The 13,687-nt window shown below is 30.5% G+C and carries 15 protein-coding genes; 14 read left to right on the forward strand and 1 reads right to left on the reverse strand.

Features of this window, described 5'->3' with window-relative positions; translation table 11 throughout:
* Positions 1-181 precede the first annotated feature (181 nt).
* From cdaA to ACY1IQ_RS13615, 11 genes are all read left to right on the forward strand, one after another.
* Positions 182-1,030 carry a diadenylate cyclase CdaA gene (gene cdaA / locus ACY1IQ_RS13565; protein WP_454052653.1) on the forward strand — a complete coding sequence of 283 codons (849 nt, stop codon included), beginning with the start codon at positions 182-184 and terminating at the stop codon, positions 1,028-1,030.
* Positions 1,000-2,253, forward strand: a complete 1,254-nt coding sequence (locus ACY1IQ_RS13570) for a CdaR family protein (protein WP_461614444.1) — start codon at positions 1,000-1,002, stop codon at positions 2,251-2,253. Before cdaA ends, ACY1IQ_RS13570 begins: the two co-directional genes overlap by 31 nt.
* A complete protein-coding gene (locus tag ACY1IQ_RS13575) occupies positions 2,234-3,838 on the forward strand; it encodes an NAD(P)/FAD-dependent oxidoreductase (RefSeq protein WP_461614445.1) in 1,605 nt (534 codons plus the stop codon). The genes ACY1IQ_RS13570 and ACY1IQ_RS13575 overlap by 20 nt, the downstream gene beginning before the upstream one ends.
* A 102-nt stretch (positions 3,839-3,940) precedes the next feature.
* Positions 3,941-5,029 carry a butyrate kinase gene (buk, locus tag ACY1IQ_RS13580; protein ID WP_461614446.1) on the forward strand — a complete coding sequence of 363 codons (1,089 nt, stop codon included), beginning with the start codon at positions 3,941-3,943 and terminating at the stop codon, positions 5,027-5,029.
* 227 nt (positions 5,030-5,256) lie between these two features.
* Entirely contained in the window at positions 5,257-6,162 is a 906-nt protein-coding gene (gene ptb, locus ACY1IQ_RS13585) for a phosphate butyryltransferase (protein WP_461614447.1), read from the forward strand.
* A gap of 17 nt (positions 6,163-6,179) precedes the next feature.
* Positions 6,180-7,250, forward strand: a complete 1,071-nt coding sequence (gene buk, locus ACY1IQ_RS13590; RefSeq protein ID WP_461614448.1) for a butyrate kinase — start codon at positions 6,180-6,182, stop codon at positions 7,248-7,250.
* A gap of 12 nt (positions 7,251-7,262) precedes the next feature.
* Entirely contained in the window at positions 7,263-7,934 is a 672-nt protein-coding gene (locus tag ACY1IQ_RS13595) for a nucleotide-binding protein (RefSeq protein WP_461614449.1), read from the forward strand.
* Between the two features lie 135 nt (positions 7,935-8,069).
* Complete coding sequence (locus ACY1IQ_RS13600) at positions 8,070-8,279, forward strand: 4Fe-4S dicluster domain-containing protein (protein WP_039635976.1); 210 nt, start codon at positions 8,070-8,072, stop codon at positions 8,277-8,279.
* A 16-nt stretch (positions 8,280-8,295) separates the two neighbouring features.
* Complete coding sequence (locus ACY1IQ_RS13605) at positions 8,296-9,363, forward strand: 3-methyl-2-oxobutanoate dehydrogenase subunit VorB (protein WP_461614450.1); 1,068 nt, start codon at positions 8,296-8,298, stop codon at positions 9,361-9,363.
* On the forward strand, positions 9,363-10,112 hold the full coding sequence (locus tag ACY1IQ_RS13610; protein ID WP_461614451.1) for a thiamine pyrophosphate-dependent enzyme: 750 nt from the start codon (positions 9,363-9,365) through the stop codon (positions 10,110-10,112). Before ACY1IQ_RS13605 ends, ACY1IQ_RS13610 begins: the two co-directional genes overlap by 1 nt.
* Positions 10,113-10,114: 2 nt before the next feature.
* Positions 10,115-10,645, forward strand: coding sequence for a 2-oxoacid:acceptor oxidoreductase family protein (locus ACY1IQ_RS13615; protein ID WP_461614452.1), 531 nt, complete (start codon positions 10,115-10,117; stop codon positions 10,643-10,645).
* A 239-nt stretch (positions 10,646-10,884) separates the two neighbouring features.
* Here the strand turns inward: ACY1IQ_RS13615 and ACY1IQ_RS13620 are convergent, their stop codons facing one another.
* Positions 10,885-11,127 carry a hypothetical protein gene (locus ACY1IQ_RS13620; protein ID WP_461614453.1) on the reverse strand — a complete coding sequence of 81 codons (243 nt, stop codon included), beginning with the start codon at positions 11,125-11,127 and terminating at the stop codon, positions 10,885-10,887.
* 519 nt (positions 11,128-11,646) lie between these two features.
* Here ACY1IQ_RS13620 and ACY1IQ_RS13625 point away from each other — a divergent pair.
* The 3 genes from ACY1IQ_RS13625 to ACY1IQ_RS13635 all read left to right on the forward strand — a co-directional run bounded on the left by ACY1IQ_RS13625 (position 11,647) and on the right by ACY1IQ_RS13635 (position 13,528).
* Positions 11,647-12,438 carry a polymer-forming cytoskeletal protein gene (locus ACY1IQ_RS13625; protein ID WP_461614454.1) on the forward strand — a complete coding sequence of 264 codons (792 nt, stop codon included), beginning with the start codon at positions 11,647-11,649 and terminating at the stop codon, positions 12,436-12,438.
* A gap of 33 nt (positions 12,439-12,471) precedes the next feature.
* A complete protein-coding gene (locus ACY1IQ_RS13630; protein ID WP_461614455.1) occupies positions 12,472-13,092 on the forward strand; it encodes a YhbD family protein in 621 nt (206 codons plus the stop codon).
* Positions 13,093-13,174: 82 nt separating this feature from the next.
* Complete coding sequence (locus ACY1IQ_RS13635; RefSeq protein ID WP_461614456.1) at positions 13,175-13,528, forward strand: hypothetical protein; 354 nt, start codon at positions 13,175-13,177, stop codon at positions 13,526-13,528.
* The last annotated feature ends 159 nt before the right edge of the window (positions 13,529-13,687 follow it).

Genomic DNA, 13,687 nt, shown 5'->3' on the forward strand with positions numbered 1-13,687 from the left:
TGCATCTACTTAAGAATAGAGCTATTGCTTTTTTATTATTGTTATATTAAGGAGTAAGGAAAAATATTCATAAATTATAAATTCATTATTTTACTAAATAAAAATAAACTTACAATGTATTATAAATAAAATTATTAGTGTATAATTATAATTAGGAATTATAGTAAGAGGTGAGGCAGCAATGGAGGGTTTAAATTTTATAATAAATAGCTTAAAAGGATTTGATATATTTTCACTTATAGATATCTTAGCAGTTTCTGTAATATTTTATAAAGGATACACACTTATAAAAGAAACAAGAGCTGTACAACTCTTAAAAGGTGTATTACTTATATTTTTATTAATACCTATAAGTGAGTTTTTCAATTTGACAATGCTTAATTATATCTTAAGCAATACAATCACAATTGGATTAATTTCTGTTGTTATTATTTTCCAACCTGAAGTTAGAAAAGCATTAGAACACATAGGAAGAACTTCCTTCATGGATAAGATAATTTATGAAGATGAAGAAATTATGAATAATGTTGTTAATGAAATTGTTGATGCTGTAGAAGAGCTAGCTAAAGAAAAAACAGGGGCACTAATTGTAATTGAACAAAAGACAGGGCTTGGGGATATTATAAATACTGGTACTAAAATAGATGCAGTAGTTTCTTCTGCACTACTTCAAAATATATTTGTTGTAAATACTCCTTTGCATGATGGAGCTACAATCATTAGAAATGATAGAATTGTATCAGCAGGATGTTTCCTTCCACTTACTAATAATGACAAATTGAATAAGCAGTTAGGTACAAGGCATAGAGCAGCTATAGGTGTCACTGAAATAACAGATGCACTTACAATTATAGTTTCCGAGGAAACAGGTGTTGTATCTTTAGCTGTGAATGGACGACTGCTAAGACACTATGATAAAGATAAGTTAAAGAGTATTCTTGTTAAGATAATGAAGAGTAGACATAAAACGGAAGTAACATTTAAAGAGAGGGTTAGAGTATGGATAAAGAGAAAAGACAAGATATCTTAATTAAAATTTGTTGTATCATAGCCTCATTTGCATTATGGTTTTATATAAGAGGTACGGAAAATCCTATTACAAGTCATTCAATAAAAAATATACCAGTACAAGTTTTAAACACAGAAGCTTTAGCTCAAAATAATTTAGTGTTACTACCTGACCAAGATTTTAAAGTTAATTTAAATGTAAAAGGACCAGCATCAGCTGTTTACCATATAGATAAAAATAAAGATTTTAAAATTGTAGTAGATTTAAGTAAATATGCTCTAAAAGCAGGAAAAAATACTATACCTATAGAGATAACGGAGAGCCCAAGTACTGTAAGTATAGTGAGTGAAAATTTATGGATAGATGTACAAATTGATACTTTAAAGGAAAAAGAGGTAGCGGTTATACCGGATATACAAGGAGAATTAACTCCAGGGGCATTTAAAGAAGAGCCATTTATTTCTCCATCAGTTGTAAAAGTAAGTGGACCATCTAAATATGTAGATATGGTACAAGGTGTATTAGGAAAAGTAGATGTTACTAATATGGATAGAGATGTAGAAAAAGTTGTTGAATTAATACCAATTAATGCTGATGGAAATGTAGTAAATAATGTTACATTATCAACTTCTACTGCAACAATGAAAATCTCAATAAAAAAAGGTAAATCTGTACCGATACGAATTAACACTACTGGGGAAGCACCAAATGGAGTAACGATTGAAACTATGGATGTCAATCCCAAAAATGTTGAGATAACAGGTGTTAGTGATGTAGTAAATAATATAGCTAGCTTATTAACAGAACCTATAGACTTAAGTACTATAAATGCCGATACAACTTTAGATGTGAATTTACAAGTACCTGAGGGTGTTAAAATATCAAATGATATTATTACGGTAAAAGTTAAGTTTACTTTAGATTTAAAGAAAAAATCAGAAAAAACCTTTAATATAGGTATAAAACAGCTTAATGTTCCAGAAAAATCAACGATAACTCTAGATAAAGATACTTTGGAATTAGTATTATCTGGTTATGATGAAGACTTAAATAAGGTGACCCCAGAAGCTATTACTGCAACTTTAGATTTGAAAAATTTAAATGAGGGAGATCACGATGTTCCAATAGTTATTTCTGGTATTTCAGAGAATTTAACAAAAGTATCACAAAATATACAAACCGTAAAAGTAAACATTAAGAAAACTACGGAGGGAAGTAACGATAATGTGGATTCGAGTGAATAACCTAATCCTAGATATAGAAGAGGATATTAATTTATTAAAAACAAAAGCGGCTAAAAAGTTAAAAATAAAAGAAAATCAAATAAAAGATTTTAGAATTTCTAAAGAATCTATAGATGCACGTAAAAAGAATTCTATAAAATTCAATTACTGCGTTGAAGTTACCTGTGATAATATGGAGAAAATTGTATTAAAGGCTAATAGTAGTGATGTTAAAATAGAAAAGAAAAAATATACTGCAGAAATTGAATTTGGAAATGAAAAAATGCATAGTAGACCAATTATAGTAGGGATGGGACCAGCAGGACTTTTTGCTGGTCTTCTTATGGCTCAAAAGGGATATAAACCTATAATAGTTGAGCGGGGCCAGGATGTAGATAGTAGAAGTAAGTCTGTGGACAATTTTTGGATTAAAGGAAAGTTAAATACAGAGTCTAATGTCCAATTTGGAGAAGGTGGAGCAGGTACTTTTTCTGATGGAAAGCTAACGACAAGAATTAAAGATGATAGATGTGATTATGTTTTAGAGGAATTAGTTAAGGCAGGAGCACCAGAAGAAATATTATATATGGCAAAACCGCATATAGGAACAGATATATTAAAGTCAGTAGTTAAGAATATAAGAGAAACTATTATTAATTTAGGTGGAGATGTATTATTTAATTCTAAACTAGAAGATTTAATCATAAAGAATAATAAGGTAGAAGAAGTAATTGTAAATGGACAAAAAATACCTTGTGAAGCATTAATACTAGCTATAGGCCATAGTGCAAGAGATACCTATGAAATGCTTTTTAAAAGAGGGGTATTTATGACACCAAAGCCTTTCGCTATAGGAGTTAGAATAGAACATCTTCAAAGTTTAATAAATGAAAATCAATATGGAAAGTATAAAGATCATCCTAGGCTAAAAGCTGCAGAATATAAGTTGACTTATAATAGTAAAAATTTAAATAGATCTGTTTATAGTTTTTGTATGTGTCCTGGTGGTCAAGTAGTTGCTGCTGCTTCAGAGGAGAATACGGTAGTAGTTAATGGAATGAGTAATTATAAAAGAGACAGCGATAATGCTAATTCAGCTATAGTAGTATCTGTTAATCCAGAGGATTTTGGAAATACTTCTCCAATAGCAGGTATAGAATTCCAAAGACGTTATGAAGCTTTAGCTTATAAGGTGGCAGGAAAAAGCTATAATGCACCGCTACAATTAGTAGAAGATTTCTTACAGGATAGAAAATCAACAAAATTAGGTAAGGTCAAACCGAGCTATACACCAGGTTATGAATTTAGTGAAATGAAGGATTGCTTACCTAATTATGTCATAAAGGCTTTAAAAGAAGCACTACCGATATTTGACAAGAGGATAGAGGGATTTGGCAGTGGTGATGCAGTACTGACAGGCGTTGAAACTAGAACATCTGCACCAGTTAGAATAAATAGAAATGAAAGCAATACAAGTATCTCAACAGAAGGATTATACCCTGCTGGTGAAGGTGCAGGATATGCTGGAGGAATTATATCTGCTGCTGTAGATGGACTGAAAATTGCAGAAGCAATAATGAAAAAATACAATGTGCCGAATTGTTAGTCATTTTAAGTTGATATTTACATTGCAAATTTGATAAAATATAAGTGGGGATTTATAAAAATTGTAAAAGTATGGCGAATTTTCGACATAGAGGGGGATATTATGGCAAAGAAAAGTTATATGTTAGTAATTAATCCAGGATCTACATCTACAAAGCTAGCAATTTTTAATGATGAAAATTCTATAGTATCAACAAATTTAACTCATGATATAGAAGAAATTAAAAAGTTTGATACTATATATGATCAAAAAGATATGAGAGTTAAAATGATTCTAGAATGGCTCAAAGAAAAAGGTATAGAATTAAATGAATTAGCTCTTGTAGTAGGAAGAGGTGGTCTTTTAAGATCCATGCCAGGTGGAACTTATGAAGTCACAGAAAGAATGCTTGAAGATTTAAAAATAGGAATACAAGGACAACATGCTGCAAATTTAGGTGGAATTATTTCATATGAAATAGCTAAAAGAGTAGGAATACCTTCCTACATTGTTGATCCAGTTGCAGTAGATGAAATTGAAAATGTAGCAAGAATATCAGGAATGCCTGAACTGCCAAGAAGGTCTTTACTTCATGCACTAAATATGAAGGCAGTAGTTAGAAAAGTTTGTAAGGATAAGAAATTAGATTTTTTTAATAGTTCTTTTGTAGTAGCACATCTTGGTGGAGGAATATCTATATCACCATTTAAAGATGGAAAATTAATTGATTGCAATAATGCAAGTCATGAAGGACCATTTTCTCCAGATAGAACAGGAACACTTCCAGTAGGTGATTTAGTTGAACTTGCTTTTAGTGGAAAATATACAGAAAAAGAGCTAAGTAAAAAAATAATGGGACAAGGCGGTTTAATAGCTTATCTTGGAACTAATGATGGAAGAATTATAGACAAGCTTATTGATGAGGGAGATAAAAAAGCAGAGCTTATTTTTAAAGCTATGGCTTATCAAATTGCAAAAGAAATTGGATCTATGTCAATAGCATTAAAAGGTAAAATGGATGCGATAATAATAACAGGGGGATTAGCTCATAATAAAAGGTTAATGAACTGGATTTCTGAATATGTAGGATTTATTGCACCAATAGAATTGGTTCCTGGTGAAGATGAAATGTTAGCTTTAGCTCAAGGTGCTTTAAGAGTACTCAAAGGAGAGGAAATTGCAAAAATTTATGAGCAAGAAGTAAGCTTTTAATTCTTCATTTTGAATTAGGCATCTTGCAAAAAAATAATAAGTCAGTATGTTAGCCTATTTTGCATCATACTGCGTTGTTGGAACCAATCTATTATTACTATGAATGGAACCTGAGACCTTGTCTGATATAAAATAGACTAATATCTTTGACCTGTTTTTTCTTTCAGATGTCTTATAGATTATCATTAGCTTAAAAAGCTATAACTAATGCATAGGGAGGATAAAAAATGATAAAGTCATTTGATGAAATTATTGGTAAAGTTAAATCTCAAGCTATAAAAACTGTGGCAGTTGCAGTGGCTCAAGATGAACCGGTATTAGAAGCTATAAGAGATGCTAAAAAAAGTGGCATTGCAAATGCTATACTAGTTGGTGACAGAGAAGAGATAATTAGTATTGGTAAAAAAATAGGAATGGACATGGATGACTTTCAGATTATTGACGAAAAAAATGTAAATGCTGCTGCATTAACAGCAGTTAAATTAGTATCAAGTGGTAAAGCGGATATGATGATGAAGGGATTAATAGATACAGCTACATTTCTAAGAGCAGTATTAAACAAAGAAGTGGGACTGAGAACTGGAAAGCAAATGTCTCATATAGCAGTGTTTGAAATTCCAGGATATGATAGATTAATATTTTTAACTGATGCAGCCTTTAATATGTATCCAGAATTAAAAGAAAAGGTAGATATAGTTAACAATGCCGTTATGGTTGCAAAAGCAGTAGGAGTTGAAACTCCAAAGGTAGCACCAATTTGTGCTGTAGAAGTTGTAAACCCAGCAATGCAAGCAACACTAGATGCTGCTATGCTTTCAAAAATGAATGAAAGAGGTCAAATAAAAGGATGCATAATTGATGGTCCACTAGCACTTGATAATGCATTATCAGAAGAAGCAGCTTATCATAAGAAAATATCTGGTCCAGTTGCTGGAAAAGCAGATATATTACTTATGGCGAACATAGAGGCTGGCAATGCAATGTACAAATGCTTAACATATACAACAAAATCTAAAAATGGTGGATTACTTGCTGGAGCAGCAGCACCTGTTATAGTTACATCTAGAGCAGATTCACCAGAATCTAAGATGAATTCTATAGCTTTAGCTGCATTAGTTGCAGAAAGTAGATAGTTTAGGAGGATAAATTTATGGCGTTTAAGTTACTTATTATCAATCCAGGTTCAACTTCAACAAAGATTGGTGTATATGAAGACACAAATCCTATATTAGTTGAAACACTAAGACATAGTTCTGAAGAAATTGGAAGATTTCAAGCTATATATGACCAATTCAATTTTAGAAAAGAAGTTATATTAAATGTATTAAAGCAAAAGAATTTTGATGTCAATACATTAGACGCAATTGTTGGAAGAGGTGGATTACTTAAGTCAATTGAAGGTGGCACATATGCTATAAATGAAGCTATGTTAGAAGACTTAAGAATAGGAATACAAGGACAGCACGCATCTAATTTAGGTGGAATAATATCTAATGAAATAGCTAAAGAATTAAATATCCCAGCCTACATAGTTGATCCAGTGGTTGTAGATGAAATGACTGATATAGCTAGAATTTCTGGTATGGCAGAATTAGAAAGAAAGAGTATATTCCATGCACTAAATCAAAAGGCTGTTGCTAAGAGATATGCTAAAGAAAAAAATATTAAATATGATGAATTAAATTTAATAGTAGCTCATATGGGTGGTGGAATTTCTGTTGGAGCTCATGAAAAGGGTAAAGTTGTTGATGTTAATAATGCATTAGATGGAGAAGGACCATTTTCACCAGAAAGAAGTGGTGGATTACCAGTTGGAGACTTAGTAGGTATGTGTTTTAGTGGAAAATATACCAAAGAAGAAATTAAAAAGAAAATTACTGGACAAGGTGGATTTGTAGGATATTTAAATACAAATGATGCCAAAGAAGTTGATGATAAAGCTTCAGCAGGGGATGAAAAATATAAATTAATATTTGAAGCAATGGGATATCAAGTAGCAAAAGAAATAGGTAAGTGTGCGGCAGTTCTAAAAGGAAAAGTTGATGCTATAATATTAACAGGAGGAATTGCATATTCTAAATCAATGGTAAACTATATTAAAGAAAGAGTTGAATTTATCTCTGAAGTAGTAATTTACCCAGGAGAAGATGAGTTATTAGCACTTGCTGAAGGTGGATTAAGAGTTTTAAAAGCAGAAGAACAAGCTAAAGAATATAAATAAAAAGGTGATAATATGAGTAGAATTAGGGTTTTTACAGGTCATTTTGGAAGTGGAAAAACAGAAATAGCAATAAACTACGCCATAAACCTAGCAAAAGAAGGAAAAAAGGTTGCAATAGTTGATTTAGATATTGTAAATCCATATTTCTGTGTTAGAGATTTAAAAACCGAATTAGAAAAACATAACATAAAGGTTATATCTTCTAACCCAGATTTCGTAAATGCAGAGCTTATGGTAGTACCAGCAGAAGTACTTTCTGTATTTAATGATAAAAGCTATGATGTGGTATTTGATGTAGGAGGAGACGACTCAGGAGCAATAGGACTAGGTCAATATAACAGATATTTTAGAGAAGAACCTTATGATATGTATTTTGTTATAAATGGAAATAGGCCATTTACATCAAATAATATAGATACTAAAGAATATATACAAATGATACAAAGGGCTTCAAGACTTAAGGTATCTTACTTAATATCAAATACTAACTTATCCTATGAAACAACTAAAGAACATATAGTTAAAGGTGATAAGGAAGTTTCAAAATTAAGTAAAGATCTTAATATACCTCATGCATTTACAGTTTGCACTAAAGATTTAGTGGATGAAGTAAAAGATGAGATCAGTGGAAAATTATTCCCAATAGACATTTTTATGTTACCACCATGGCGAAAGTATGAATAGTTAGAATTTTAACAATTAAGAAAATTGACAGCAAATTCATACAGCGTTAAAATAGAGTGGACAACCATAAAAATAGTTATCTGAAATGCCAAATTATTGAAGTATAGGGTTTGGCATTATAAGGAGGTAGAAGTTATGGCAAAAGTTATCTTTAGAGAAGAAAGATGTAAAGGATGCGGTAACTGTATAGCAGCATGTCCTAAGAAAATAATAAGCTTCTCTGAAAAACTAAACTTAAAGGGTTATCATCCAGCTACAATCACTGAGGATAAAAAAGATGAATGTATTGGATGTGCGTCATGCGGAAGAATGTGTCCAGATCTTGTAATTACAGTTGAAAAGTAAAGAGGAGGTTAGATTCATGGCAGAAAAAGTATTAATGAAGGGAAATGAAGCTATCGGTGAAGCAGCTATTAAAGCTGGATGTCAATGCTTCTTTGGATATCCTATAACACCACAAACAGAAATATCAGCATATCTTTCAAGAAGAATGCCTCAAATAGGAAGAGTATTCTTACAGGCAGAGAGTGAAATTGCAGCTATAAACATGGTTTATGGATCAGCAGGAACAGGAACAAGATGTATGACATCTTCAAGTTCACCAGGAATAAGCTTAAAGGCTGAAGGAATATCATATATAGCAGGTGCTGAACTTCCTTGCGTAATCGTTAACATTGTAAGAGGGGGTCCTGGACTAGGTAGTATCCAACCAGCACAATCAGATTATTTCCAAGCAACCAAAGGTGGAGCACATGGTGACTTCAATATGCCAGTATACGCTCCAGCTTCAATACAAGAAATGGTTGATATAATTCAAGATGCTTTTGATGTTGCTGAAATATACAGAACTCCTGTAATGGTAATGGGAGACGGTATGATGGGTCAAATGATGGAACCTGTTGAATTTAAAGAGAGAGAAGCTAAAGAACTTCCAGCTAAAACTTGGGCTGCTGAAGGTCTAAGAGGAAGAAAAACTCATAATGTAATAAATTCTCTTTACTTAAAACCAGAAGGTTTAGAAGAGCATAATATAAAGTTACAAGCTAAATTTAAAGCTATAAAAGAAAATGAAGTTAAATATGAATTATTTAATTGCGATAGAGAAAATGAATTAGTATTAGTTGCTTATGGAACAACTTCAAGAATTTGTAAGAATGTTGTTAAAATGGCTGAAAAAGAAGGTATTAAGTTAGGCTTAATAAGACCAATAACTTTATGGCCATTCCCAGTAGAAGCTTTTGATAAAACTGTAAATAATACAAAAGGATATTTATCAGTGGAACTTAGCTGTGGACAAATGGTTGAAGATGTAAGACTAGCTGTTGAAGGAAGAAAACCAGTAAGCTTCTTTGGAAGAAGTGGTGGAATAGTTCCAAACCCAGATGAAATTTTAGATAAAGTAAAAGAAATAGTAGGAGGTGCTAAGTAATGGCTATAGTATTTGAACCAACAAAAGCATTATTAGATGTTCCTACACACTATTGTCCAGGATGTACTCATGGGATTATCCATAGAATAGTAGGAGAAGTTCTAGAAGAATTAAATGTTTTAGATAAAACAATAGGAGTTGCTCCAGTTGGATGTTCAGTTTTAGCCTATGATTATTTTGCATGTGATATGTTTGAAGCAGCACATGGAAGAGCACCAGCAGTTGCAACAGGAATAAAAAGATCAAAACCAGATTCAGTAGTGTTCACATATCAAGGAGATGGAGACCTTGCTGCAATAGGAACTGCAGAGATAGTTCATGCTGCAACAAGAGGAGAAAATATAGTTACTGTATTCGTTAATAACTGTATATATGGTATGACAGGAGGACAAATGGCTCCAACTACATTACCAGGGCAAGTAACAGAAACTTCTCCATATGGAAGAGATGTAAAAACTCAAGGACATCCAATAAGAGTTTCAGAAATGATAGCTACTTTAGAGGGTGCTTGTTATGTTGAAAGAGTGTCTGTAGATAGTGTTCCAAATGTACTTAAAACTAAAAAAGCTATAAAAAAAGCTTTTGAGAATGCTATAGCAGGAAAAGGATTCTCATTAGTTGAAGTATTATCAATATGCCCAACTAACTGGGGATTATCTCCGAAAGAGTCAATGGAATGGTTAAGAAGCAATATGATGCCATTCTACACTTTAGGAGTAAAAAAAGACACAACTGCGGAGGTGAAGTAATTATGGCATCACAAGAAATTATATTTGCTGGATTTGGAGGACAAGGTATTCTTTCAATGGGTAAATTCTTAGCTTATGCAGGAATGGACGCTAATAAAAACGTTTCTTGGTTACCATCTTATGGTCCAGAGATGAGAGGAGGTACAGCTAACTGTTCTGTAATAGTTACTGATGACCAAGTTGGATCTCCTATAGTTACTAAACCAACTTCAGTTGTAGTAATGAATAGACCATCATTAGATAAGTTTGAAAAAACATTAGTTAAAGATGGATTATTGATAATAGATAGTAATTTAGTAGATAGAGAGATTGAAAGAACTGACATTGAAGTTATAAAAATTCCAGCACAAGATGAGGCTGCTAAAGTAGGAAGCGGTCAAATAGCTAACATGGTGCTTTTAGGAGCGTTAGTGGCTAAAACTCAAATAGTTTCTATGGATGAATTATTAGAAGCTTTAAAAGCTCATGGAAAAGAAAAATTCTTTGAAATTAATAAAAAAGCGCTAGAAATAGGAGCTTCATACACTAAATAATAAAAAGTTCCATTGTTTAAGCAATGGGACTTTTTTAGATTAAGGAATTAGTTTAATCAAAATTAATTTCTTAATCATAATTCTTCATTCTTCATATTTAATTTTTAATTTCTATAGGATTTTCATTAATTAAGTTTCTCATAAGTAAAAGACTGAGAATTTTATTGTTAGTAAAAAATCAATCAGGATCACCAATTTACTGGTGATCCTAATTAAAATATAAAATATATTACAAGATTTTAAATATTTTTAGGATCTTTATCTTCATGTGCTTTAATATAGCCTTTATAGCTACAATTTGGGCATTGGATTTTATAATTGTTATAAGTAAGAAATGCTTTATTTGTTTTAGAATTAAAGATGAAACCGCATTCTGGACAAATAAAATAGTATTTCTTAATTGTGTTTTTAAAGATGAAAACAATAATTAGTGTTAAAGATACTGCTATAATAGGTAATATACCAGTAATAGAAGAATCCATTCTTCAATAATCCCCCTTTATGATTAAACAAATAATAAATTATATATTACCGAAAATAATAACTTTAAGCAAGAACATTCCACAATTAGCATCTTAAATATAATTATTATAGTAAATTAGTAGTTTAAAATTAGCTAAAAGATTTATTTTTACTTTATAAAAGATAATCTATTAAACTTGTATTATTTTAAAGAAGATGCAGAATTATGAAGTATTAATTGAAAAGTTATGATTTTGTTGTAATTATATTATATTAAAATAAATGATAATTTACATCCTGTTTAAAAAAATTTTAAAATAACATTGCACAATGAAACAATGTTATGTTACAATGATTTTATAAAAAACATAGATAATATTTTTGTAAATAATTTTAAAGTAAATATTTAGTTATAAAAATATAATTTTTTTAACTAAATGGATACAATTTGAATAATAATTTTGATAAATTTTAGACATAAATTATTTTAGAAAGCTATATTTGGAGATAGATTTGTATTTAAGAAAGAGGGGATGTATATGTCATTTGATAAAAATGAATTAAGAGAATTAAAGATTTCAGGAAGTGGAAGTTCTTCAGGTGGTAAATTTGATGAAGTAAGTATAAGTGGAAGTGGAAAAATATATGGTGACACAGAATGTAATAATTTTAGAATAAGTGGAAGTGGGAAAGTAATTGGAAATTTAAATGCATCAGAGTTTAAAATAAGTGGCAGTGGCGGAGTAGAAGGAAATTTGAAATGTAAATCAGGAAAGATTAGTGGTTCAGGTAAAGTATTAGGTCATGTTGATTCAGAAGATTTTAAGATAAGTGGAAGTGGAAAAATTGAAGGAGATTTAAGTGGAAAAGAAATTACAATTTCTGGTTCAGCAAAGGTACTAGGCAGTATTTATGGAACTGATGTTAAAATTTCTGGCGGAGTTGATATTGAAAAGAATGTGGAAACAGATAATTTTCAAATGACTGGCAGTTTTAAATCAAGGGGCATGTTAAATGCTGAGAATGTTAATATATATTTAGGTGGAAATTCTAATGTAGAAGAAATAGGTGCTACTAATATTGAAATTTTAAAAAGACCTTCAAGAAATAATATAGTAGTATTAATAGCTAAAGTCATTGGAAATAGTTTTGGAACACTAACTACTAAAGTTATTGAAGCGGATGAAATTTATCTTGAAAATACTAAGGCAGAAGTTGTTAGAGGAAAAAATGTTATAATAGGTGATGGTTGTAACATAAAGTTGGTAGAGTATAAAAATGAATTTAAGATATTAGGTAATGGGATAGTTGGTGAAGAAAGACATATATAAAGTTAAAGCCAAAGAAAAGTGGGAGGTGATAACTTGGAGGATTTAATATCTAAAAAAGAACTTTTAGAAGTGACTAATATTTCCTATGGTCAATTATATAGGTGGAAAAGAAAAAAATTAATTCCTGAGGAATGGTTTATAAAAAAATCTAGTTTCACAGGGCAGGAAACCTACTTTCCAAAGGAAAAAATATTAGACAGAATAGAAAAAATATTATCCTTTAAAGAAGATATGCAACTGGATGATTTGGCAGAAATGTTTTCACCTAAAGTTCAAGTTGATAAAAAGAGTAAAGAAGAACTTCTAAAGCTAAATATTATAGATAACTCTACTCTAGAAATCTATATTAAGGTATATGGTGAAAAGGAAATATATGATTTTCATCATATACTCTCAATGTATATTTTAGATGATATTTTACCTAAGGGAGAAATAATCTTAGATGAAGCTAAATCTATAATAGCTATTATAAATAATAATTATATGAAATTTCAAAATAATAATTATAAAATATTTTTAATAAGAAAATTAGGAGTTTCTTTCTGTATAGCTACTGTTGAGAATAACAACGTAATATTAGATGAAAGCGTAAAAGTTGTACTAGAATTAGAGTTATCTAATTATATAGAAGAGCTAAAATTAAAGCTAATGTAATTTAAGAATAATCCTATTTTTAGAATTACTATAATTATCTTATCATATACTTTATAAGTAGTACTAATTTAGGAGGGAGTCAATGAGGGATGAATTAACTAATATATTAGTTTCTCTTAAGGAAAATAATATATCTGTTGATAATGCCAAGATGTTAATTGAACGATTATATACTCCTTATAAAGGAAAAAATATAAGTATTGTAGTATTTCAAAGTGGAAAAGATCCTGTTAAGCTTAATTTGCCTATAAAATTTGTACTTTCTGTAATTAAAACTTTTGGTACAATACCAAATTTAGGAATAAGACAATTAGAATCAGTTGATTTAAAAAAGCTTTCAAAGCTTATATCAGTAGCAGTACAAGAGAAGATTACAGGTGAAATTTTAGAGCTAGAAACAGATGAGCATAATATAATTAAGATTTCTATAGTGTAAACCTTAATCAATGGAGAATTGAGAATGGAAAATTGACAATTATGCTTGAAATTAATTTTTGTTAACGTGAAGTTACTAGGTTTTTATAAAAAGTTACTGCGTAACTTCAAAGAAGAACAAATTTTAAATTTCTCAGCTTTTGCTGAGAAGTGTCTTAAA

Source organism: Clostridium sp. Marseille-QA1073 (genome assembly GCF_054863625.1).

What these genes read in the sequence shown, in the direction of transcription:
- cdaA (WP_454052653.1), top strand. Translation starts at nt 182, where the DNA reads ATGGAGGGTTTAAATTTTATAATAAATAGCTTAAAAGGATTTGATATA.
- ACY1IQ_RS13570 (WP_461614444.1), top strand. Translation starts at nt 1,000, where the DNA reads ATGGATAAAGAGAAAAGACAAGATATCTTAATTAAAATTTGTTGTATC.
- ACY1IQ_RS13575 (WP_461614445.1), top strand. Translation starts at nt 2,234, where the DNA reads ATGTGGATTCGAGTGAATAACCTAATCCTAGATATAGAAGAGGATATT.
- buk (WP_461614446.1), top strand. Translation starts at nt 3,941, where the DNA reads ATGGCAAAGAAAAGTTATATGTTAGTAATTAATCCAGGATCTACATCT.
- ptb (WP_461614447.1), top strand. Translation starts at nt 5,257, where the DNA reads ATGATAAAGTCATTTGATGAAATTATTGGTAAAGTTAAATCTCAAGCT.
- buk (WP_461614448.1), top strand. Translation starts at nt 6,180, where the DNA reads ATGGCGTTTAAGTTACTTATTATCAATCCAGGTTCAACTTCAACAAAG.
- ACY1IQ_RS13595 (WP_461614449.1), top strand. Translation starts at nt 7,263, where the DNA reads ATGAGTAGAATTAGGGTTTTTACAGGTCATTTTGGAAGTGGAAAAACA.
- ACY1IQ_RS13600 (WP_039635976.1), top strand. Translation starts at nt 8,070, where the DNA reads ATGGCAAAAGTTATCTTTAGAGAAGAAAGATGTAAAGGATGCGGTAAC.
- ACY1IQ_RS13605 (WP_461614450.1), top strand. Translation starts at nt 8,296, where the DNA reads ATGGCAGAAAAAGTATTAATGAAGGGAAATGAAGCTATCGGTGAAGCA.
- ACY1IQ_RS13610 (WP_461614451.1), top strand. Translation starts at nt 9,363, where the DNA reads ATGGCTATAGTATTTGAACCAACAAAAGCATTATTAGATGTTCCTACA.
- ACY1IQ_RS13615 (WP_461614452.1), top strand. Translation starts at nt 10,115, where the DNA reads ATGGCATCACAAGAAATTATATTTGCTGGATTTGGAGGACAAGGTATT.
- ACY1IQ_RS13620 (WP_461614453.1), bottom strand. Translation starts at nt 11,127, where the DNA reads ATGGATTCTTCTATTACTGGTATATTACCTATTATAGCAGTATCTTTA.
- ACY1IQ_RS13625 (WP_461614454.1), top strand. Translation starts at nt 11,647, where the DNA reads ATGTCATTTGATAAAAATGAATTAAGAGAATTAAAGATTTCAGGAAGT.
- ACY1IQ_RS13635 (WP_461614456.1), top strand. Translation starts at nt 13,175, where the DNA reads ATGAGGGATGAATTAACTAATATATTAGTTTCTCTTAAGGAAAATAAT.